Origin of the sequence: Streptomyces sp. 2P-4 (genome assembly GCF_030167965.1) — a bacterium.
GTDB lineage: Bacteria > Actinomycetota > Actinomycetes > Streptomycetales > Streptomycetaceae > Streptomyces > Streptomyces globosus_A.
The window spans coordinates 2854329-2875226 of record NZ_CP095011.1; the positions used below are offsets into that span (position 1 = coordinate 2854329).

The 20898-nt window shown below is 73.9% G+C and carries 15 protein-coding genes and 1 pseudogene; 6 read left to right on the forward strand and 10 right to left on the reverse strand.

The annotated features are described in order from the left end of the window. Positions 1 to 1122 precede the first annotated feature (1122 nt). The 3 genes and pseudogenes from MUK52_RS33300 to MUK52_RS12130 all read right to left on the reverse strand — a co-directional run. A pseudogene (locus tag MUK52_RS33300) lies at positions 1123 to 1794 on the reverse strand (protein kinase); the annotation flags it as partial. 93 nt (positions 1795 to 1887) lie between these two features. Beyond that, positions 1888 to 4860: a serine/threonine-protein kinase gene (locus tag MUK52_RS12125; protein ID WP_284575966.1), complete on the reverse strand. Its 2973-nt coding sequence runs from the start codon at positions 4858 to 4860 to the stop codon at positions 1888 to 1890. A gap of 176 nt (positions 4861 to 5036) precedes the next feature. Continuing rightward, positions 5037 to 6743: a glycerol-3-phosphate dehydrogenase/oxidase gene (locus tag MUK52_RS12130; protein ID WP_284575967.1), complete on the reverse strand. Its 1707-nt coding sequence runs from the start codon at positions 6741 to 6743 to the stop codon at positions 5037 to 5039. A gap of 262 nt (positions 6744 to 7005) precedes the next feature. Between MUK52_RS12130 and MUK52_RS12135 the strand changes: the two genes are divergently transcribed. Continuing rightward, positions 7006 to 8235 carry a nucleotide sugar dehydrogenase gene (locus MUK52_RS12135; protein WP_114053781.1) on the forward strand — a complete coding sequence of 410 codons (1230 nt, stop codon included), beginning with the start codon at positions 7006 to 7008 and terminating at the stop codon, positions 8233 to 8235. 84 nt (positions 8236 to 8319) lie between these two features. On the opposite strand, the gene MUK52_RS12140 is transcribed toward MUK52_RS12135, so the two are convergent. From MUK52_RS12140 to MUK52_RS12155, 4 genes are all read right to left on the reverse strand, one after another. Next, positions 8320 to 9444: a GuaB3 family IMP dehydrogenase-related protein gene (locus MUK52_RS12140; protein WP_114053780.1), complete on the reverse strand. Its 1125-nt coding sequence runs from the start codon at positions 9442 to 9444 to the stop codon at positions 8320 to 8322. Positions 9445 to 9575: 131 nt separating this feature from the next. Continuing rightward, positions 9576 to 11081: an IMP dehydrogenase gene (gene guaB / locus MUK52_RS12145; RefSeq protein ID WP_114053779.1), complete on the reverse strand. Its 1506-nt coding sequence runs from the start codon at positions 11079 to 11081 to the stop codon at positions 9576 to 9578. A 162-nt stretch (positions 11082 to 11243) separates the two neighbouring features. Beyond that, positions 11244 to 11873 (reverse strand): sigma-70 family RNA polymerase sigma factor, encoded by a 630-nt coding sequence (locus tag MUK52_RS12150; RefSeq protein ID WP_114053778.1) that lies wholly within the window; start codon positions 11871 to 11873, stop codon positions 11244 to 11246. 399 nt (positions 11874 to 12272) lie between these two features. Next, positions 12273 to 12884 carry a response regulator transcription factor gene (locus tag MUK52_RS12155; protein WP_003948568.1) on the reverse strand — a complete coding sequence of 204 codons (612 nt, stop codon included), beginning with the start codon at positions 12882 to 12884 and terminating at the stop codon, positions 12273 to 12275. A 392-nt stretch (positions 12885 to 13276) separates the two neighbouring features. Here MUK52_RS12155 and MUK52_RS12160 point away from each other — a divergent pair, with 392 nt between their 5' ends. Next, on the forward strand, positions 13277 to 13603 hold the full coding sequence (locus MUK52_RS12160) for a WhiB family transcriptional regulator (protein WP_114053777.1): 327 nt from the start codon (positions 13277 to 13279) through the stop codon (positions 13601 to 13603). 74 nt (positions 13604 to 13677) lie between these two features. On the opposite strand, the gene MUK52_RS12165 is transcribed toward MUK52_RS12160, so the two are convergent. Next, complete coding sequence (locus tag MUK52_RS12165; RefSeq protein WP_114053776.1) at positions 13678 to 14610, reverse strand: LysR family transcriptional regulator; 933 nt, start codon at positions 14608 to 14610, stop codon at positions 13678 to 13680. 89 nt (positions 14611 to 14699) lie between these two features. Between MUK52_RS12165 and MUK52_RS12170 the strand changes: the two genes are divergently transcribed. From MUK52_RS12170 to MUK52_RS12180, 3 genes are read left to right on the forward strand one after another with little or no spacing between them, the layout of a single operon-like run. Continuing rightward, entirely contained in the window at positions 14700 to 15380 is a 681-nt protein-coding gene (locus MUK52_RS12170) for an MOSC domain-containing protein (RefSeq protein ID WP_114058423.1), read from the forward strand. A gap of 45 nt (positions 15381 to 15425) precedes the next feature. Beyond that, positions 15426 to 16199: an SDR family NAD(P)-dependent oxidoreductase gene (locus tag MUK52_RS12175; RefSeq protein ID WP_114053775.1), complete on the forward strand. Its 774-nt coding sequence runs from the start codon at positions 15426 to 15428 to the stop codon at positions 16197 to 16199. 50 nt (positions 16200 to 16249) lie between these two features. Beyond that, the gene (locus MUK52_RS12180; RefSeq protein WP_284576128.1) at positions 16250 to 16942 is read left to right on the forward strand and encodes an ester cyclase; all 693 of its coding nucleotides are present in this window, start codon (positions 16250 to 16252) and stop codon (positions 16940 to 16942) included. A 115-nt stretch (positions 16943 to 17057) separates the two neighbouring features. Here MUK52_RS12180 and groL read toward each other — a convergent pair whose 3' ends face one another. Both groL and groES read right to left on the reverse strand, forming a co-directional pair. Then, a complete protein-coding gene (gene groL / locus MUK52_RS12185; RefSeq protein WP_114053773.1) occupies positions 17058 to 18689 on the reverse strand; it encodes a chaperonin GroEL in 1632 nt (543 codons plus the stop codon). A gap of 113 nt (positions 18690 to 18802) precedes the next feature. Beyond that, complete coding sequence (gene groES / locus MUK52_RS12190; protein WP_114053772.1) at positions 18803 to 19111, reverse strand: co-chaperone GroES; 309 nt, start codon at positions 19109 to 19111, stop codon at positions 18803 to 18805. A 334-nt stretch (positions 19112 to 19445) separates the two neighbouring features. Between groES and MUK52_RS12195 the strand changes: the two genes are divergently transcribed. Continuing rightward, positions 19446 to 20861, forward strand: coding sequence for an FtsW/RodA/SpoVE family cell cycle protein (locus tag MUK52_RS12195; RefSeq protein ID WP_114053771.1), 1416 nt, complete (start codon positions 19446 to 19448; stop codon positions 20859 to 20861). The last annotated feature ends 37 nt before the right edge of the window (positions 20862 to 20898 follow it).

The window sequence follows — 20898 nt, forward strand, 5'->3', positions numbered from 1 at the left end:
AGGCCCGCCGGGACCGGCCCGGCCGGGCCGGCGGGGCGTGGGGAGGCGCGCCGGGATCGGCCCGGCGGGACCGCCGGCGGGCGCGGCCAGGGGGCGGGAGTCCCCGCCGGGGGCGTCGGGCCGGCGGGCCGGGGCCGGTCCGGCCGGGCCGCCGGCGGGCGCGGGAAGGCCGGGGGCGTGGAGGGGAGCGGTGTCGTCGTCGGCGTGCCGGTAGCCCTGGGGCAGGCCGGGCGGCAGGGCGGCCTGCCGGCGCGGGGTCGCGCCGTGCCAGGGCACATCCGCTCCGGCATGCGGGCCGTCATCCGCGGGACCACCGCCGGACCGGCCGGGCGGCGCCGGGGCCGGGGCGGGGGCCGGGGGTGCGGGCGGGGCGGAGGGCGCCTCCGCGGGCGGCGCGGCGTCCCCGGCCTCTCCGGCCTCCGCCGCCTCCGCCGCCTCCGGGGTCTCCGGGGCCTTGGGGCCGCCGTACGGGTACGCGTACCCCTGCGGCAGCTTCGACCCGATCGGCCGCCGCTCCGGGGCGGAGCCGGGCGCCGCCTCCGCGGGGACCCGCGCGGTCGCGGACTCCGGCCCCGGCCCGTGGGCGGCAACGGCTCGGGACGCACCGGCCTCCGCGGCTCCGCCACGCGGCCCGGTCTCGTATCCGGGGGCTACGAGCGGCGCACGGCCCGCGGCGCCGCCGGGCAGCAGGCCGCCCTCCCCCGCCGCACCGCCGCCGAGCAGGCCGGCGCCGTGCGCGTCCCGCCCGGGCACGATGTGGTCCGCATACCGCGGCCCCACCACGGCCCCGGGCAGGCCCTGCGCGTCCCGGCCGGACAGCCCCGGCGGCTCCGGGACGGCGCGGCCGGTGGTCCCCGGACCGGGCGGGGCCGACGGGCCGCCGCCGGACGGCAGCGGCGGCCCCGGGGCGACGTGGTCCGCGTACCGGGGTCCCGCCGCGGGACCGGGGTCGGCCGGCGGGTCGATGCCGGGCGGCAGCGGCCGCTCGGGGACGGCGCGGCCGGTGTGTCCCGGGGCGGGCCCGGCCGACGGGGCGTAGCCGGGCGGGAGCTGGGGGTTCGGGGACGTGTGGTCCGCGGGGCGGGGGGCCGTTTCGTAGCCGGGGGCGATCAGGGGGGCGTACGGGGGCGCAGCGGGGGCGGGCGGGGCGCCCCAGGCGTCCTCCGCGGGCGGGTCGTCGTCCTCGGGCGGGACCGGGTCGTACCCGCACAGCGCGTCCTCCGCGGCGCCGGCCGCGAGGCCGGTCAGCACGACGCGCCCGTCGTCGCATATCAGCACGGTCCGCACCGTGATGTTGCGGTGCGTCCAGCCGTGCGCGTGCAGCACACGCAGGGCCGTCAGCACGTCGGAGGCCACCTCGGCGGCCCGGTACGGCGTCAGCGGCTCCTCCGCGAGGAGCGCGGCCAGCGGCCGGGCGGGCACCAGCTCGCTCACTATCCACAGTGAGCCGCCTTCGGCGAACACGTCGAAGACCTGGTCCAGCCGCGGATGGTCGGGTACGGACGCCGCCGCCTGCGCCGCCGCGATCGCCCGCCGCACGGCGGGGAGTTCGCCCGCCGGGCGCCGCCCGGGGCCGGAGGGGTACGGGGGCCGGGGCGCCTCCGCGGCGTACCCGGCAGCCTCGCCGTCGACCAGCTCGGCGTCCACGATCTCGGGTAACGGCACCTGCCGGACCAGGACTTCCTGCCCGCTCCGGGTGTCGAAGGCACGGGTCTCGGCCGGCTCGTACTCGTCCGACGGCGGCAGCGGCAGACGGTAGCGGCCGGCCAGGATCCGCCCCGCGTAGTCCTCCACTGCGCCTCCCCCGAGCCGGGGCCGTCTCCCTGCGGCCCCCGCTGACACGATACGTCGCCGGGGGCTCCCGCGTCCCGGACCCGGAAAGGCTTGTCAGCCCAGGGGCTGGAACGTCGCGAAGGCCGTGTCGCGCAGCTGCCGGCACTCCGGGCCGTCCCACTGGTCCGCCGCGCAGCTGATCATGATGGCGTAGCCGCGTGCGGCGTCCACCTTGAAGCCGCGGTCGAGCACGCGGACCTTGATGCCCTGCTGCTCCCGCTCGAACTCCCAGTCGGCGACGGTGGGGTAGTCGCGGTAGCCGACCGCGTCGATGCGGATCGTCCGGTAGCCCTTGCTGCTGCGGGCGACGGCCGGGGCGAGCGCCGCCCAGGCGGCGCGCGCGTCCTCGCCGGGGCGGCTGGTGAAGTCGACCTGGATGCGCGGGAAGCCGCCGTCGCGGCTGTATATGGCGCCGGAGTTGTCACCGGCGGTGTCCGTGTGGCGGAAGTCCTGCGGCATCGCCATGGAGAAGCGGAAGCCGAGGTCCGTCACCGTGGCGAAGCCGGCGGGGAGCCCGGCCGCGGGACCGCCCGGGTCGGAGCCCTGGCCCTGGCCCTGCGCGGACGCCTGGCCCTGCCCCTGCCCCTGCCCCTGCGCCTGGCCGGGGCTCTCCTGCCCGCTCGGCGTCTGCCCCTGGGCCGACGGGCTGCTGCCGCCCGCCCCGCCCCCGGTGGAGCCGGCGTCGCCGGTCTTGCCGGAGGGGCCCGGGCTCGGCTTGCCGGAGGCCGTCGGCCCCGGGGCGCCCTTGCCCTGCTCCTCGGAGTCTCCGCCGCTGAACGCGTACACGATCAGCGACCCGATCGCGGCCAGCGCGACCACCACGCCGACGATGGCCAGCCCGATGGTGCGGCGCGACATGACGTCCGTCAGCGGCGCCGCGACGGGGCCGGTGCGCGCGCCGCCGGAGGCGGGCGGCTCGGCGGCGGTCGCGGCCGCCGCCGTGGCGGCGGTGGCCGCGGCGGCCTTGCGGGCCGCCTTCAGCGCGGCGCGGGCGCGCTCGCGCTGCTCCTTCTCGCGGCGCTCGCGCTCCTTCTTCTCCGCCTTCTCGGCGGCCTTGTCGGCGGCGGCCTTGGCCGCGGCCTCCTTCGCCGCGGTCAGGGAGATCTGCCGGGTCTCCTCCACGGCCGGGGCCAGGACCTCGACGGCCTCCGGCTCCGGCATGTTGACCACGGCGGTCAGCATGACCCGGGCGCGCTCCTCGTCGAGGCGCCGGGCCGGGTCCTTGACCAGCAGGCCGTAGATGACCTCGGTCAGCGGGCCGGCGTTCTTCGGCGGCTCCACCGGCTCGGTCATGACGGCGGTGAGCGTGGCGAGCGCGGACCCCTTGTCGTAGGGGGGCACCCCCTCGACGGCGGCGTAGAGCAGGCCGCCGAGCGACCACATGTCGGCCGGCGGGCCCGGCTTCTGGCCGCGGGCGCGCTCGGGCGAGATGTACGAGGGTGCGCCGACGAGCATGCCGGTGGAGGTGATGGACGGGTCGCCCTCGACCTGCGCGATGCCGAAGTCGGTGAGGACGACGCGGCCGTTGGCGGCGATGAGCACGTTGGACGGCTTCACGTCACGGTGCAGGATGCCCTGGCCGTGGGCGGCGCGCAGCACTTCGAGCACCGCGAGGCCGACCTCGGCGGCCCGGCGCGGCGTCAGCGGGCCCTGTTCCCGTATGAACTCGGCGAGGGAGGGGCCCTCGATGAGCTCCATGACGATCCACGGACGGCCGTCCTCGTCGACGACGTCGAAGACGGTGACGGCGCCGCCGCTGCGGATCCGGGCGATGGCCTTGGCCTCGCGGAGGGTGCGGGTGATGAGGCGGCGCTTCTCGTCCTCGTCGACGCCGTTGCCGAAGCGGAGCTCCTTGACGGCGACGGTGCGGCCGAGGGTCTCGTCCTCGGCGCGCCAGACGGTGCCCATGCCGCCCTTGCCGAGCACCTCGCCGAGCCGGTAGCGGCCGGCGAGGAGCCGGCCCTCGCGGCCGCTGTCGTCGGCGGCCTTGACGGCCGCGGCCTTCACGGCGGCGGCGACGGCGTCGGCCTTGTCGATGATGGGGTTCCCGGACGTCGTGCGGACGGCGTCGGCCTGCGCCCCGGCCTTCGGCTTCGCCTCCTCGCCCCGGGTCGAAGCGGAACCGGCCGCCGCAGCCGCGTCCTTCGCAAGGCCCGGCTTCGCATCCTCCGGCTCCGCCGAACCGGATGCGGTCGCCGCCGCGCCGCCCTTGGCGAGGTCCGGCTTCGCACTGGCCGCACCGGCCGAAGCGGAATCCGGCGCGGCAGCAGCACCCTGGGACGGGCCGGGCTTGGCACCCTCGGACCGCTCCGAAGCGGAACCACCGCCGGCAGCAGCGCCCTTCGCCAGGCTCGGCTTCGCGTCCTCCGAAGCGACCGCAGCGGAACTGTTCGCGGCTGCGCCTGCCAGGGGCGCAGCCGGCTTCGCATCCTTGAGGTCAGCCGAAGCGGAATCAGACGCGGCAGCGCTGCTCTGCACCGGGCGCGGCTGCGGGTTCTGCGGTGCGGCGGAAGCGGATGCGGCCGGGGCGGCGCCGGCCTTCGGGTTGGCGGGCTTCGCGGTCTTCGGGTGCGCGGAAGCGGAACCGGTTGCGGTGGCGGGGCGGGGCTTCGCGAGGGAGGGCTTGCGGGTGGCGGGCTCCGGACGGCCGGCGGCAGCGGACGCGGCGTCAGCCGGCGTGCCCCCGGGCGGATTCGCCGCGGCACGGGCGGCAGCCGCACCGGCGGCCTTCGGCTTCGGGGAGGCGGATCCGGCCGCCCCGCCGTCCTCCGGCGCGGGGGCAGCCGCAGGGGCGGCCTTCGGCTTCCCGAGGTCGGGCTTCGGGGAGGCGGATCCGGACTGCCCGGTGTCCTGGGGCCCGGCGGCGGCCGCACCGGCGGCCTTCGGCTCCGCAGCGCCCGGCCCGGCCTCAGCCGCCGGCGTCCGCGCAGGCGGGACGGCCTTCACAGACGGCTCCGGCTCGCCCGACACGGGCTTCGCCCGGCCCTGCTCCGCCGCAGGCGAATCGGTGTGCTCCGGCTTCGACATGCGTCCCCTCTGCGATCGTGCCGCCTGCTCCGGCTGCCCCGGCGCCCGCCGGAGTGCCCGGCGGCCCGCCCCGGGAGAACCCGCGCGATAACCCGCCCCGGCAGAACCCTTATTGTTCCTCACTCCGCAACGGACGGGAGCCCCGGGTCCGCGGTTCCCCCCTCCGGATCGCGGACTTACAACGGAACGATGTCGGGCGCGCCCAGCCTGGCGGCATCCGCCGTCTGGTCGTCCGGCTGGCGCTGCGATTCGCGCTCCGCCTGCACCCTCTTCTCGTAGTGCTCCACTTCCTTCTCGATCTGCTGCTCGTCCCACCCCAGCACCGGGGCCATCAGCTCGGCGCACTCCCGCGCCGAGCGGGTCCCCCGGTCGAACGTCTCGATCGAGATCCGCGTCCGGCGGGTCATCACGTCGTCGAGGTGGCGGGCCCCTTCGTGCGAGGCCGCGTAGACCACCTCCGCCCGCAGGTAGTCCTCCGCCCCGCCGAGCGGCTCGCCGAGCGAGGGGTCGGCCGCGATCAGGTCCAGCAGCTCGTCCACCATCGACCCGTACCGGTTCAACAGGTGCTCCACCCGCACCACATGGAGCCCGGACCGGGCGGCGATGCCGGCCCGGCCGTTCCACAGGGCCCTGTACCCCTCCGCGCCCACCAGCGGCACGTCCTCGGTGACGCAGTCGGCGACCCGCTGGTCGAGGCCGTGCACCGCCTCGTCCACCGCGTCCTTCGCCATCACCCGGTACGTCGTGTACTTGCCGCCCGCCACGACGACCAGCCCCGGCACCGGGTGCGCCACGGTGTGCTCGCGGGACAGCTTGCTCGTCGCGTCCGACTCGCCCGCCAGCAGGGGCCGCAGGCCCGCGTACACGCCTTCCACGTCATCCCTCGTGAGGGGGACGGCCAGGACCGAGTTGACGCGCTCCAGCAGGTAGTCGATGTCCGCGCTGGACGCCGCAGGGTGCGCCTTGTCGAGGTCCCAGTCGGTGTCGGTGGTGCCCACGATCCAGTGCCGGCCCCACGGGATGACGAACAGGACCGACTTCTCCGTCCGCAGGATCAGCCCGGTGGTCGAGTTGATCCGGTCCTTCGGCACGACGAGGTGGACGCCCTTCGACGCCCGGACGTGGAACTGGCCGCGCTCCGCGATCAGCACCTGCGTGTCGTCCGTCCACACCCCCGTCGCGTTGACCACCTGGCGGGCGCGGACCTCGTACTCCCGCCCGCCCTCCACGTCCTGCACGCGCGCGCCGACGACCCGCTCGCCCTCGCGCAGGAAGCCGACGACCCTCGCCCGGTTGGCGCAGTGCGCCCCGTACACCGCGGCCGTCCGCACCAGGTTGGTGACGTACCGGGCGTCGTCCATCTGGGCGTCGTAGTACTGCAGGGCGCCCACGAGGGCGTCCTTGCGCAGGGCCGGGGCCACCCGCAGGGCGCGCCGGCGGGAGAGGTGCCGGTGCACGGGCAGGCCGCGGCCGTGCCCGCTGGAGACGGACATCGCGTCGTACAGGGCGACGCCGGAGCCGGCGTAGAGGCGCTCCCAGCCCTTGTGCCGGAGCGGGTAGAGGAAGGGCACGGGCCGGACGAGGTGCGGGGCGAGCCGCTCCAGCAGCAGGCCGCGCTCCTTCAGCGCCTCGCGCACGAGGGCGAAGTCGAGCATCTCCAGGTAGCGCAGGCCGCCGTGGATCAGCTTGCTGGACCGGCTGGACGTCCCGGACGCCCAGTCCCGCGCCTCGACGATCCCGGTCCGCAGGCCCCTGGTCGCGGCGTCCAGCACGGTGCCCGCGCCGACCACGCCGGCGCCCACCACGAGCACGTCCAGTTCCCGCTCGGCCATCCGGGCGAGGGCGTCGGCGCGCTGCGCCGGCCCCAGTGTCGCTGTCCTCACGGCTGCCTCCCGTCGGTGCGGGCCGCGCCGGCTCGGCGCGGGCGGTCCCGCTCACGTCCCCCGCCCTCGATTCTGACCCGGCACTCCCGCATCAGCCACCGCCTGTGGACAACACAACGGAGACCATCACCCCGTAATACGACAGATCGGTCATATATACGCCTAGTCTGACATCGCGCCAGCTCATCGGAGGCCCCCGGGATCCACAGGACTTGCGCACCCAGCCTCTCCATGCATGCCAGGGAAGGGACGGCACCACCCCATGCCCGCAGACCTCGCCGTCATCGGACTCGGCCACCTCGGCCTCCCACTGGCCCAGGCCGCCGTCGCAGCAGGGATCGAGACCGTCGGCTACGACATCGGCCCGGCCACCGGTTCCACTCTCACCGCCGCCGAGGTCCGCCGCATGTCGGCCGCCGGCTTCCGGGTCACCGCCAACCCCGCCGACCTCGGCCGGGTCCGCACCGCCGTCATCTGCGCCCCCACCCAGCTCGGCGCCGACCGCGCCCTCGACCTCGGCGCCGTCGGCGAGGCGGGCCGGGCCCTGGCCGCCCGGCTGCGCCCGCACACCACCGTGATCCTGGAGTCCGCGGCCCACCCGGGGACCACCGAGGAGTACCTGCGCCCGATCCTGGAGTCCGGCTCGGGCCTGCGCGCCGGCCGCGACTTCCACCTGGCGTACTCCCCCAGCCGCCACGACCCCGGCAACCGCACCCACACCATCGCCAACACGCCCAAGGTCATCGGCGGCCTCACCCCCGCCTGCACCGAGTCCGCCCACGCCTTCTACGCCCGCATCGCCGAGAAGGTCGTCCGCGCCCGCGGGCTGCGCGAGGCCGAGACCGTCCAGCTCCTGGAAACCAACTACCGGCACGTGAACATCGCGCTGATGAACGAGATGGCCGTCCTCTGCCACGACCTCGGCGTCGACCTGTGGGACGTCATCCGCTGCGCCGAGACCAAGCCGTACGGCTTCCAGGCCTTCCGCCCCGGCCCCGGCGTCGGCGGCCACAGCGTCCCCCTCGACCCCAACTACCTCCCCCACACCACACGCACCCCCGGCCACCCCCTGCGCATGGTCGGCCTCGCCCAGGAGATCAACGGGCGGATGCCCCAGTACGTCATCCAGCGCTGCGCCACCCTGCTGAACGAGCACGGCAAGTCCGCCCGCGGGGCCCGCATCCTGCTCCTCGGCGTCACCTACAAGCCGGACCTTGCGGACCAGGAGGGCTCCCCGGCCCCGGAGATCGCCAGCCGCCTCCTCGACCTCGGCGCGCTGATCAGCTACCACGACCCGTACGTCGCCGGCTGGCGGGTCCGCGACCAGCCGGTCCCCCGCGCCGAGTCCCTCTACGAGGCCGCCGCCACCGCCGACCTGACGATCCTCCTCCAGCACCACCGCACCTACGACCTCCAGGGCCTGGCGGTCAAGGCGCAGCTGCTCCTGGACACGCGCGGGGCGAGCCCGGCCGGCGCCGCCCACCGGCTCTGACCGGGTACGCCGGAAGGGCCGGCCCCCCGTCTCGGGGAACCGGCCCTTCCGGCATGGCGTGCGTGCGTACGGCCGCGGGGCCGGTCAGCCGTGGTGGTGGCTGTCCGCGACGGTGACCTCGACGCGCTGGAACTCCTTCAGCTCGCTGTAGCCGGTGGTGGCCATCGAGCGGCGCAGCGCGCCGAAGAGGTTCATGGAGCCGTCCGGGGTGTGCGACGGGCCGGTGAGGATCTCCTCGGTGGTGCCGACGGTGCCCAGGTGGACCTTCTTGCCGCGCGGCACGTCCTCGTGGACGGCCTCCATGCCCCAGTGGTGGCCGCGGCCGGGCGCGTCGGTGGCGCGGGCCAGCGGGGAGCCCATCATCACGGCGTCGGCGCCGCAGGCGATGGCCTTGGGCAGGTCGCCGGACCAGCCCACGCCGCCGTCGGCGATGACGTGCACGTAGCGGCCGCCGGACTCGTCCATGTAGTCGCGGCGGGCGGCGGCCACGTCCGCGACGGCCGTGGCCATCGGGACCTGGATGCCCAGCACGTTGCGGGTGGTGTGCGCGGCGCCGCCGCCGAAGCCGACGAGGACGCCGGCCGCGCCGGTGCGCATCAGGTGCAGGGCCGCCGTGTAGGTGGCGCAGCCGCCGACGATGACCGGGACGTCGAGCTCGTAGATGAACTGCTTCAGGTTCAGCGGCTCGGCGGCGCCGGAGACGTGCTCCGCGGAGACCGTCGTCCCGCGGATGACGAAGATGTCGACGCCCGCATCGACGACGGCCTTGGAGAACTGGGCGGTGCGCTGCGGGGAGAGCGCGGCGGCGGTGACGACGCCGGAGTCGCGGACCTCCTTGATGCGCTGACCGATCAGGTCGGCCTGGATCGGGGCCGCGTAGATCTCCTGCAGGCGGCGGGTCGCGGCCTCCTCCGGCAGCTCGGCGATCTCGTCGAGCAGCGGCTGCGGGTCCTCGTGGCGGGTCCACAGGCCTTCGAGGTTCAGGACGCCGAGGCCGCCGAGCTCGCCGATGCGGATCGCGGTCTGCGGGGAGACGACGGAGTCCATCGGGGCAGCCAGGAACGGGAGCTCGAAGCGGTACGCGTCGATCTGCCAGGCGATGGAGACCTCCTTCGGGTCCCGCGTCCGCCGGCTCGGGACGATGGCGATGTCGTCGAACGCGTACGCCCTGCGGCCGCGCTTGCCGCGCCCGATCTCGATCTCAGTCACGTGTGGTGGCCTTTCCTCTGGGTCTGCCCGTCCAGTATCCCCGAAGGGCGGGCGCGCGCGTCCCGGCGACCGCTGTGCGGACGCATGCCGCGGGGGCGGGCCCGTTCCCGGACCCGCCCCCGTGGCGGCTGTCAGCCCTGGCGCGAGTAGTTCGGCGCCTCGACCGTCATCTGGATGTCGTGCGGGTGGCTCTCCTTCAGCCCCGCGGAGGTGATCCGGACGAACCGGCCCCGCTCCTGGAGCTCCGGCACCGTGCGGCCGCCGACGTAGAACATCGACTGGCGCAGGCCGCCGACGAGCTGGTGGACCACCGCGGACAGCGGGCCGCGGTAGGGCACCTGGCCCTCGATGCCCTCGGGGATGAGCTTGTCGTCGCCGCCCACGCCCTCCTGGAAGTAGCGGTCCTTGGAGAAGGACTTGCGGTCGCCGCGGGACTGCATCGCGCCGAGGGAGCCCATGCCGCGGTACGACTTGAACTGCTTGCCGTTGATGAAGAGCAGCTCGCCGGGGGACTCCTCGCAGCCGGCCAGCAGCGAGCCGAGCATCACCGTGTCTGCGCCGGCGACCAGGGCCTTCGCGATGTCGCCGGAGTACTGCAGGCCGCCGTCGCCGATGACGGGGACGCCCGCGGCCTTGGCCGCCAGGGCGGCCTCGTAGATGGCGGTGACCTGCGGGACGCCGATGCCGGCGACGACGCGGGTGGTGCAGATGGAGCCGGGGCCCACGCCGACCTTGATGCCGTCCGCGCCGGCGTCGACCAGGGCCTGCGCGCCGTCGCGGGTGGCGACGTTGCCGCCGATGACGTCGACCGACGCGTTCGACTTGATCTTGGCGACCATGTCCCCGACGAGGCGGGAGTGGCCGTGCGCGGTGTCGACGACGATGAAGTCGACGCCGGCCTCGATGAGGGCCTGGGCGCGCTCGTAGGCGTCCCCGGCGACGCCGACCGCGGCGCCGACCAGCAGGCGGCCCTCCTTGTCCTTGGCCGCGTGCGGGTACTTCTCGGCCTTGACGAAGTCCTTGACCGTGATCAGGCCCTTGAGGACGCCCGCGTCGTCGACCAGCGGCAGCTTCTCGATCTTGTGGCGGCGCAGCAGCTCCATGGCGTCCACGCCGGAGATGCCCACCTTGCCCGTGACGAGCGGCATCGGGGTCATGACCTCGCGCACCTGGCGGCTGCGGTCGGACTCGAAGGCCATGTCGCGGTTGGTGACGATGCCGAGCAGCTTGCCGGCGGCGTCGGTGACGGGCACGCCGGAGATGCGGAACTTCGCGCACAGCTCGTCGGCCTCGCGCAGCGTCGCGTCCGGGTGGACCGTGATCGGGTCGGTCACCATGCCGGACTCGGAGCGCTTGACCAGGTCGACCTGGTTGGCCTGGTCGGCGATGGACAGGTTGCGGTGGAGCACGCCGACGCCGCCCTGGCGGGCCATCGCGATCGCCATGCGGGACTCGGTGACCTTGTCCATGGCGGCGGACAGCAGCGGGATGTTGACCCGCACGTTCCGCGAGATGAGGGAGGAAGTGTCGATCTCGTCCGGGGCCATGTCCGACGAGCCCGGCAGCAGCAGGACGTCGTCGTACGTGAGTCCGAGCGCGGCGAATTTGTCGGGCACTCCGTCGGAGTTGACAGTCATGACACCTTCCCAAATGGTCTTGCCCAGCGCGGATGTCCATGCTAACGGGATCGGGAGGCGTCTCATTCCACGAGCGAGATCACTCCCAAGTTTCGTGGATTCCTCCTAGGGAGCGGCATGCGGCCGGGCCCACCCGGGAATCCGCCGCCGTCGGCCCGGCCGCTACTGCTCGGCCAGGGCCCGCAGCCGACTGAGCGCCCGGTGCTGGGCCACCCGGACGGCGCCGGGGGACATGCCGAGCATCTGGCCGGTCTCCTCGGCGGTCAGGCCGACGGCGACGCGCAGCACGAGGAGCTCGCGCTGCGTCTCCGGCAGGTTGGCGAGCAGTTTGCGGGCCCAGGCGGCGTCGCTGCTGAGCAGCGCCCGCTCCTCCGGGCCGAGGGAGTCGTCCGGCCGCTCGGGCATCTCGTCCGACGGGACGGCCGTGCTGCCGGGGTGGCGCATGGCGGCCCGCTGGAGGTCGGCGACCTTGTGCGCGGCGATCGCGAAGACGAACGCCTCGAAGGGGCGGCCGGTGTCGCGGTAGCGCGGGAGCGCCATCAGGACGGCGACGCAGACCTCCTGCGCCAGGTCCTCGACGAAGTGGCGGGCGTCACCCGGGAGCCGGGAGAGCCGGGTGCGGCAGTAGCGGATGGCCAGCGGGTGCACGAAGGCGAGCAGGTCGTGGGTGGCCTGCTCGTCACCGTCCACGGCGCGCCGGACGAGGTCGCTGACCGCCCCGGCGCCGCCGCCCCTGGCGGCTCCGGTGGGCCCTGTGGCCGCGGGGGAGCCCATGGCCTCGTCGTCGCGCATCAATCCATGGTGCCTTGGCGCCGGAGTGTTCGCGGCATCGCGGCCCGTGTTGTGCGCCGAAGCGTTATGAGCGGGTGCGCCTGGACTCGTCACTGCACGCTCCCCTCCCGCTCGCCCGAATGCTTTCCGAGGCCCCATCCCAGAAAATGCGCCACACACTCAAGCATGCGGCATCGCGCACGAAGCGACACGTCCCCCGGATCGTGCCCCGCCAATCCCCGGCCACGCACGGGGGTGGGGCCGGGCGGCAGGGCGGGGAGCGGGGCGGCGGACGGCCCGGGGCCGGCGGCGGTCCGGGGCCCGGCGGCGGCGCCGTGGGCGGGCGGGGCGCGCCGGGCGCGCCGCCCCGTCCGCCGTGGCGGACGGGACCGGCTCAGCGTCCGGCCTGCGGGGGCGCGGTCAGCGGACGAGGCCCCAGCGGAACCCGAGCGCCACGGCGTGTGCCCGGTCCGAGGCGCCCAGCTTCTTGAACAGCCGGCGGGCGTGCGTCTTGACCGTGTCCTCGGAGAGGAAGAGCTCGCGCCCGATCTCCGCGTTGGACCGGCCGTGGCTCATGCCCTCCAGGACCTGGATCTCGCGCGCGGTGAGGGTGGGCGCGGCGCCCATCTCGGCGGAGCGGAGCCGGCGCGGGGCCAGCCGCCAGGTCGGGTCGGCCAGGGCCTGGGTGACCGTGGCCCGCAGTTCGGCGCGCGAGGCGTCCTTGTGCAGGTAGCCGCGGGCGCCGGCGGCGACGGCCAGGGCCACGCCGTCGAGGTCCTCGGCGACGGTGAGCATGATGATGCGGGCGCCCGGATCGGCCGAGAGCAGCCGGCGCACCGTCTCCACACCGCCGAGCCCGGGCATCCGTACGTCCATGAGAATGAGGTCGGAGCGGTCGGCGCCCCAGCGGCGGAGGACTTCCTCGCCGTTGGCAGCCGTCGTCACGCGCTCGACGCCGGGCACGGTGGCAACCGCGCGACGGAGCGCCTCTCGGGCAAGCGGGGAGTCGTCGCAGACGAGGACGGAAGTCATGACCGCCCTCCGGAGCTGCTGATGCGCGTCACCTTGAGCCTCCAGGCTTGGTACGTATCGTCACCTGTGCGGTCGATGCTCTCGGACACCTGTCCGGGAGGTCATTGGTTCAACCGCCTTCGCTCTCTCAACGATGGTCACTCGAAAGAGTTACGGGTCGGACGGACACCTTCGGCACTCTACGTGAGGACGCGATCACATCGGCGGCGCCACTCGCCACCTGCCCTCCATCTGTCCTCCATCTGGAGCTATGCCCTATTTGGCGGCTTTCCTTCCGTTTCGCCTGTGTCTGAGGCTAGATTCCCAATGAGTCATATTTACATCTACTAGGACAGTAGGTGTGGTGGCTCGGACCGTATCCGTCTCAGTACCGGCACCAACGAGGACTACCCATGGCAGATTTCTCCCGCCTTCCCGGACCGAACGCCGACCTCTGGGACTGGCAGCTGCTGGCCGCCTGCCGAGGGGTCGACAGCTCCCTCTTCTTCCACCCGGAGGGCGAGCGGGGCGCGGCCAGGAGTGCGCGCGAGGCCTCGGCTAAAGAGGTCTGCATGCGATGCCCGGTGCGTTCGGAATGCGCCGCGCACGCGCTGGCCGTCCGCGAGCCCTACGGGGTGTGGGGCGGCCTCACGGAAGACGAGCGCGAGGAGCTGATGGGGCGTGCCCGCCATCGGCTGATCCCCGCGTCGAGCACGATCGGACGGATCACACCGGACTGAGCCGGGTCCGGCGCAGCGAAGAAGGAACGTTTCACCAGCCCGCTGCGGGCGCTGCCCGCCGCTCGCGGCGGGGCTCAGCGCGCCGCGGCCCGCTCCAGCTCGGCGAGGGTGGCGGCGACGGCCGGCACCCGGGCCAGGTCGGGCAGCGTCAGCGCCACGATCTCGCGCTCGACGGGGGGCTCGACGGCCACGGTGCCCACGCCCTTGGCGCGGACGGACTCCACCGCGAGCTCCGGCAGCACCGCGACGCCGAGCCCCGCCCCGACCAGGCCGGCGACGGCCGGGTAGTCGTCGGTGGCGAAGTCGATGCGCGGGGTGAAGCCCGCGTCCTCGCACACCTCGACCAGGTGGCGGCGGCAGCGCGGACAGCCCGCGATCCACGGCTCGTCCGCGAGTTCCGCCATGCGGACCCCGGCCGAGCCGGCCAGCCGGTGGCCCTCGGGCACCAGCCCGACGAGGCGGTCCGTCAGCAGGGGCCGCACGACCAGGTCCTCCCACCCCTCGGCAGTCGGCGCCCCGGCGCCGCCGGCATGCGGGCCGGCCGGGTCGGAGCCGGCGTAGCGGAAGGCCAGGGCCACGTCGCAGTCGCCGTCGCGCAGCATCTCCACCGAGCGCGGCGGCTCCGCCTCGACCAGCGAGATCCGCGTGCCCGGGTGCTCGGCGCGCATCGCCGCCAGCGCCGTCGGCACCAGGGTGGAGCTGCCGCTGGGGAAGGAGACGAGCCGGACCCGGCCGGCGCGCAGCCCGGCGATGGCGGCGACCTCCTCCTCCGCGGCCGTCAGACCGGCGAGGATCCCCGCGGCGTGCCGTACGAGGGCCTCGCCGGCCTGCGTGAGGCGCATCTCGCGGCCGGCACGGACGAGCAGCGGCGTGCCGGCCGACTGCTCCAGCGCCTTCATCTGCTGGGAGACGGCGGGCTGCGTGCACCCGAGTTCGCGGGCGGCCGCGGAGAAGGAGCCGGTCCCGGCGACGGCGCGCAGGATCCGGAGATGACGTGCCTCGATCACCCTTCGAGCATAAGCCCGGCTTTGACGGTGACGCACACAAGGGCGACCGGGCTTTGGGGCGCTGGGTTAGCGTGTCCCCCATGGCGCCCATGCATGTGATCTCCGTGAACGTCGGCCGCGCGGCCCCCTCCGAACACACCGACTCCCCGAGCGGGCTGACCGGCATCGGCAAGCGGCCGGTCGCCGGCCCCGTGCGCGTCGCCGCGCCCGGCCCGCGCGGGGTCGGCGGCAGCGGCGTCGAGGGGGACGGCATCGGGGACCTGCGCCACCACGGCGGGGACCACCAGGCCGTCTACGCGTACGCCCGCGAGGACCTCGACTGGTGGGAGGCCGAGCTGGCGCGCGAGCTGCCCGGCGGGATCTTCGGCGAGAACCTCACCACCGCGGGGATCGACCTGACCGGCGCCCTGGTCGGCGAGCGGTGGCGGGTCGGCGCGGAGGCCGTCCTGGAGGTCGCCTCGGCCCGCATCCCGTGCCGGACCTTCCAGGGGGTGCTGGGCGAGCGGGCCTGGGTGAAGCGGTTCACCGGGGCCGTGCGGCCGGGGGCGTACCTGCGTGTCGTCCGGGAGGGGCGGATCTCGCCCGGCGACCCGATCGAGGTCGTCGGCCGGCCGGACCACGACGTCACGGTGGGGCTGTGGTTCCGGGCCTTCACCACGGAGCGGGAGCTGCTGCCGCGCACGCTGGCGGCGGGGGCGGCGATGGAGCCGAAGGCCCACGAGAAGGTGCAGGCGTACCTGCGCAGGCAGGCGACGGTGCCCGCGAAGTAGCGGGGCCGCCCGGGGGGCGGGGCGGCGACGGGCTAGGTTGCGGTCATGACGACTGCGCTGATCACTGGTTCCACGGCGGGCATCGGCGCCGCCTTCGCCCGCAGGCTGGCCTCCCGGGGCCACAACCTCGTCCTGGTGGCCCGGGACACCGCGCGCCTGCACGAGCAGGCCACCGAGCTGCACGACCGGCACGGCATCGAGGCCGAGGTGCTGACCGCGGACCTGTCGACGGAGGAGGGCATCGCGGCGGTCGAGGAGCGCCTCGGCGACCGCACCCATCCCGTGGACCTGCTGGTCAACAACGCGGGGTTCGGCAACAAGGGCCGCTACCTCGAAGTCTCCATGGCCGACGAGCTGACCATGCTGAAGGTCCACGTCGAGGCGGTGCTGCGGCTGTCCTCGGCGGCGGCCGGGTCCATGCGCGAGCGCGGGCGGGGCGGCATCGTGAACGTGGCCTCGGTGGCGGCGTTCGTGCCGCGGGGCACGTACGGGGCGAGCAAGGCCTGGGTCGTGCAGTTCACCCAGGGGGCGGCGCGCGACCTGGCGGGGTCCGGGGTGCGGATGATGGCGCTGTGCCCGGGGTTCGTGCGGACGGAGTTCCACCAGCGGGCGGGCATGGGGACGGACAACATCCCCGGCTGGATGTGGCTGGACGCGGACAAGCTGGTGGCCGCCGCCCTCGACGACCTGGCCCGCGGCCGGACCGTCTCCATCCCGGATCCGCGGTACAAGGCGCTGATGGGCGTGGTGAAGCTGACTCCGCGCGGGCTGCTGGGCGGGCTCTCCTCCCGGACGGGGCGCAAGTACGGGCCCCGGTAGAGGGCCTTTCTTCCTAAGATGGGGATATTCGACCCAGCCCGGGAGATGCCATGACATTCGTACAGATAGTTGATTACGAAACAAGCAGACCCGAGGCCGTGGGCGTGCTCTTCGACCGGTACCTGGAGCAGTCCAACGGCAGGCGGACGGTGACCCACAGCCTGATCGGCAGGGACCGGGAGGCGGAGACGCACTACGTGGACGTCGTCGAATTCCCCTCGTACGAAGAGGCCATGAGGAACTCTCACCTCCCGGAGACGGACCGGATGTTCCGGGAGATGGTGGCCCTCTGCGACGGGATGCCGCGGTTCACCAACCTGGACGTCGTCCGGGACGACCATCCGGGCGCCCTGCTGGCCGACCGGGTGTTCGACGACATCGCCGTCAAGGGCGATCTGGGCGCCGTCGCCGAGGTGTTCGCGGCGGACTACCGCCACCACGACGTCATGGGCCCGGCCGGCCGCACCGGGCGCGAGGCGGTCGTCGAGGACGTGTCGATGTGGCGCACCGCCTTCGACTTCGACTTCGCGCGCGAGGCGCAGACGGCGCAGGACGACATCGTCACCACGCTGTGGACCTGGACCGGCCGCCACAAGGGCGCCTTCATGGGGGCCGCCCCGACCGGGAGGACCTGCACCATGACCGGGACGACGGTCTTCCGGTGCCGGGACGGGATGATCGCGGAGGGCTGGTGGCACTACGACGCCATGGGCCTGATGCGGCAGATCGGAGCGCGGGGCTGACGGCGCGGGGCTGACGGCAGCGGATACGGCGACGGCCCCGGCCGCTCCCGCCTTGCGGCGGTGGCGGCCGGGGCCGTCGCCCGGTGTCCGGCCGGGGGCTCACACCCCCGCGGGATCAGTGGCTGTGGCCGTGGCCGTGGCCGTGCCCGTGGCCGTTCGCCTCTTCCTCTTCCTTCTTCTCGACGACCAGGGTCTCGGTCGTGAGCAGCAGGGAGGCGATGGAGGCGGCGTTCTCCAGGGCGGAGCGGGTCACCTTGACCGGGTCGATGACGCCGGCCTTGACCAGGTCGCCGTACTCGCCGGAGGCGGCGTTGAAGCCCTGGCCCTTGTCGAGCTCGGCCACCTTGGAGGTGATGACGTAGCCCTCAAGGCCCGCGTTCTCGGCGATCCAGCGCAGCGGCTCGACGGCGGCGCGGCGCACGACCGCGACACCGGTGCCCTCGTCGCCGGTCAGGTCGAGGTTGCCCTCCAGGACCTTGACGGCGTGGACGAGCGCGGAACCGCCACCGGAGACGATGCCCTCCTCGACCGCGGCGCGGGTCGCGGAGATGGCGTCCTCCAGGCGGTGCTTCCGCTCCTTCAGCTCCACCTCGGTGGCGGCGCCGACCTTGATGACGCAGACGCCGCCGGCGAGCTTCGCGAGGCGCTCCTGGAGCTTCTCGCGGTCCCAGTCGGAGTCGGTCGCCTCGATCTCGGCCTTGATCTGGTTGACGCGGCCGAGGACGTCCTCGGAGGAGCCCGCACCGTCGACGATGGTGGTGTCGTCCTTGGTGACGGTCACGCGGCGCGCGGTGCCCAGGACGTCCAGGCCGGCCTGGTCGAGCTTGAGGCCGACCTCCTCGGCGATGACGGTGGCACCGGTGAGGGTGGCCATGTCCTGGAGCATCGCCTTGCGGCGGTCGCCGAAGCCGGGGGCCTTGACCGCGACGGCGTTGAACGTGCCGCGGATCTTGTTGACCACCAGGGTCGACAGGGCCTCGCCCTCGACGTCCTCGGCGATGATCAGCAGCGGCTTGGAGCCGCCCGCCTGGATGACCTTCTCCAGCAGCGGCAGCAGGTCCTGGATCGAGGCGATCTTGCCCTGGTGGATCAGGATGTAGGGGTCCTCCAGGACCGCCTCCATGCGCTCCTGGTCCGTGACGAAGTACGGCGACAGGTAGCCCTTGTCGAAGGCCATGCCCTCGGTGAACTCGAGCTCCAGGCCGAAGGCGTTGGACTCCTCGACGGTGATGACGCCGTCCTTGCCGACCTTGTCCATCGCCTCGGCGATGAGCTCGCCGACCTGCTGGTCCTGAGCGGAGAGCGCGGCGACGGCGGCGATGTCGGACTTGTCCTCGATCGGGCGGGCGGTCGCGAGGAGCTCGGCGGACACGGCCTTGACCGCGGCGTCGATGCCCTTCTTCAGGGCGGCCGGGGAGGCGCCGGCGGCGACGTTGCGCAGACCCTCGCGCACCAGCGCCTGGGCCAGGACGGTGGCGGTGGTGGTGCCGTCGCCCGCGATGTCGTTGGTCTTGGTCGCCACCTCCTTCACCAGCTGCGCGCCGAGGTTCTCGTACGGGTCGTCCAGCTCGACCTCGCGGGCGATGGTGACACCGTCGTTGGTGATGGTGGGGGCGCCGAACTTCTTGTCGATGACGACGTTGCGGCCCTTGGGGCCGATCGTCACCTTGACCGTGTCGGCCAGCTTGTTGACGCCGCGCTCGAGGGCGCGACGGGCGTCCTCGTCGAACTTCAGGATCTTCGCCATGGGAGCGGTTCAGCCCTCTCGAAAACTAGGGTTCAAAGAACCGCGCCCCTCGCCGCCCGGCAATCAGCGGGGTGACCAGGGGCGCAGCTCAAAGCAGTGCTGGGAGAAGTGAACTACTTCTCGATGATCGCGAGCACGTCGCGAGCCGAGAGGACGAGGTACTCCTCGCCGCTGTACTTCACCTCGGTGCCGCCGTACTTGCTGTACAGCACGACGTCGCCGACGGAGACGTCCAGCGGCAGGCGCTGGCCGTCCTCGAAGCGGCCCGGGCCCACGGCGAGGACGACGCCCTCCTGGGGCTTCTCCTTCGCGGTGTCCGGGATGACCAGGCCGGAGGCCGTGGTCTGCTCGGCGTCGAGCGGCTGGACCACGATGCGGTCCTCAAGCGGCTTGATGGCAACCTTGGAGCTGGCGGTCGTCACGATCCGACCTCCCCCTTCGGAGATCTCACGGGGTTAACTGTCTGAGGTGGCGACCAGGTGGATCCGTCGTCGCGGGTGCCGGACCTGCCCGTCGCTGTGTTGGCACTCACCGGGGGCGAGTGCCAGGTGCGAGACTATTCCGGCGATTAGCACTCGGTCAAGCGGAGTGCCAACACGCTCCGCCGTCGTACACCTTCCGGCCACTCCTGGGCCGAATACCGCGCCTCCTCGCAGCGGTTCGGGGCAACCCCTGGGCGGCCGGGGACGTCGTAGAAGATATGAAGATAAAGCGCCCGAATGCGGACGAGATCACTCCGGCCGGACCCGGCGCGCCGTGCGGGGCCTGAAGCCCCTCACGCCGGCGGGCGCGCGCCGGCGCACCGAGGCCCTGCTGCTCGCCCTCACCGTCGGCATCACCGTCCTCGGCCACGCGAGCGCCGGCCTCGCGCTGAACGGCGTACTCCCGGCGAGCCTGGCCGACTTCGCGGCCAGCATGAGCCTGCTCGCCCTCGCCGCCCACCTGGGCGTGCGCCGGTTCGCGGCGTACGCCGATCCGCTCGTCCTGCCCCTGGCCCTGCTGCTGACAGGGCTCGGGCTGGTGCTGCTGCACCGGCTCGACCACGCGTACATCGAGCAGTACGGGGGCGACGCGTACGCGCCCGGCCAGCTCGTGTGGACGGTCGTCGGGGTGGCGGCCTGCCTGCTGGTACTGGCCCTGCTGCGCGACCACCGCCGGCTCCAGCGGTTCATCTACCTCACCATGGCGGCGGCGCTGGTGCTGCTGGCCGCGCCGGCCTTCTCCCCGGCGGACACGTACGGCGCCAAGCGGTGGATCGTCGTCGGCGGGCTGTCGGTGCAGCCCGGCGAGTTCGTGAAGATCATGATCGCGGTGTTCTTCGCGGGCTACCTGGTGGTCCACCGGGAATCGCTGGCGCTGACGGGCCGCCGGTTCCTCGGCATGCAGCTGCCGCCGATGCGGCAGCTCGGCCCGATCGCCACGGTGTGGGTCCTCTCGCTGCTCGTCCTGGTCTTCGAGCGCGACCTCGGGACCTCGCTGATCTTCTTCGGCGTCTTCGTGGTCATGCTGTACGTGGCCACCGAGCGCACCGGATGGATCGTGTGCGGCCTGGTCATGGCCGCGGGCGGCGCCTTCGCGGTCGGCTCGGCCGAGCCGCACGTCAAGGCGCGGGTGGCGGCCTGGCTGGACCCGCTGTCGTACTACCGGGAGCAGCGGCCGCCGGGCGTGACCTCGGACCAGGCGGCGCAGGCACTGTTCGGCTTCGGCAGCGGCGGCATGTCGGGGACGGGGCTGGGCCTCGGCCACCCCGAGCTGATCAAGTTCGCCGGCCGCAGCGACTTCATCCTCACCACCGTCGGCGAGGAGCTCGGCCTCGCGGGCGTCATGGCCGTCCTGCTGCTGTACGCCCTCCTCGTGCAGCGGGGGCTGCGGATGGCGCTCGGCGCCCGCGACCCGTTCGGCAAGCTGCTGGCGGTGGGCCTGTCGGCGGCGCTGGCGCTCCAGGTGTTCGTCGTGGCGGGGGGTGTGACCGGGCTGATCCCGCTGACCGGCAAGGCGCTGCCGTTCCTGGCGAAGGGCGGCTCGTCGCTGCTGGCCAACTGGATCATGGTCGCGCTGCTGCTGCGGATCAGCGACAGCGCGGAGCGGCTGCGCGAGGCCGACCGGCGCGCCCCGGCGCCGTCCGCCGCGCCGGCGTACGCGCGCCCGGCCCCGGCGGTGCCGGGCCGCTGACCCGGCAGCCCGGAGGCGCGGGGATCCCGGGCCTCTT

Bases quoted from the DNA above. Each gene is read 5' to 3' on its own strand.
- MUK52_RS12160 (WP_114053777.1), top strand. From the start codon at position 13,277: ATGGCAGATTTCTCCCGCCTTCCCGGACCGAACGCCGACCTCTGGGAC.
- MUK52_RS12170 (WP_114058423.1), top strand. From the start codon at position 14,700: ATGCATGTGATCTCCGTGAACGTCGGCCGCGCGGCCCCCTCCGAACAC.
- MUK52_RS12180 (WP_284576128.1), top strand. From the start codon at position 16,250: ATGACATTCGTACAGATAGTTGATTACGAAACAAGCAGACCCGAGGCC.
- MUK52_RS12175 (WP_114053775.1), top strand. From the start codon at position 15,426: ATGACGACTGCGCTGATCACTGGTTCCACGGCGGGCATCGGCGCCGCC.
- groL (WP_114053773.1), bottom strand. From the start codon at position 18,689: ATGGCGAAGATCCTGAAGTTCGACGAGGACGCCCGTCGCGCCCTCGAG.
- MUK52_RS12150 (WP_114053778.1), bottom strand. From the start codon at position 11,873: ATGCGCGACGACGAGGCCATGGGCTCCCCCGCGGCCACAGGGCCCACC.
- MUK52_RS12155 (WP_003948568.1), bottom strand. From the start codon at position 12,884: ATGACTTCCGTCCTCGTCTGCGACGACTCCCCGCTTGCCCGAGAGGCG.
- guaB (WP_114053779.1), bottom strand. From the start codon at position 11,081: ATGACTGTCAACTCCGACGGAGTGCCCGACAAATTCGCCGCGCTCGGA.
- MUK52_RS12135 (WP_114053781.1), top strand. From the start codon at position 7,006: ATGCCCGCAGACCTCGCCGTCATCGGACTCGGCCACCTCGGCCTCCCA.
- MUK52_RS12125 (WP_284575966.1), bottom strand. From the start codon at position 4,860: ATGTCGAAGCCGGAGCACACCGATTCGCCTGCGGCGGAGCAGGGCCGG.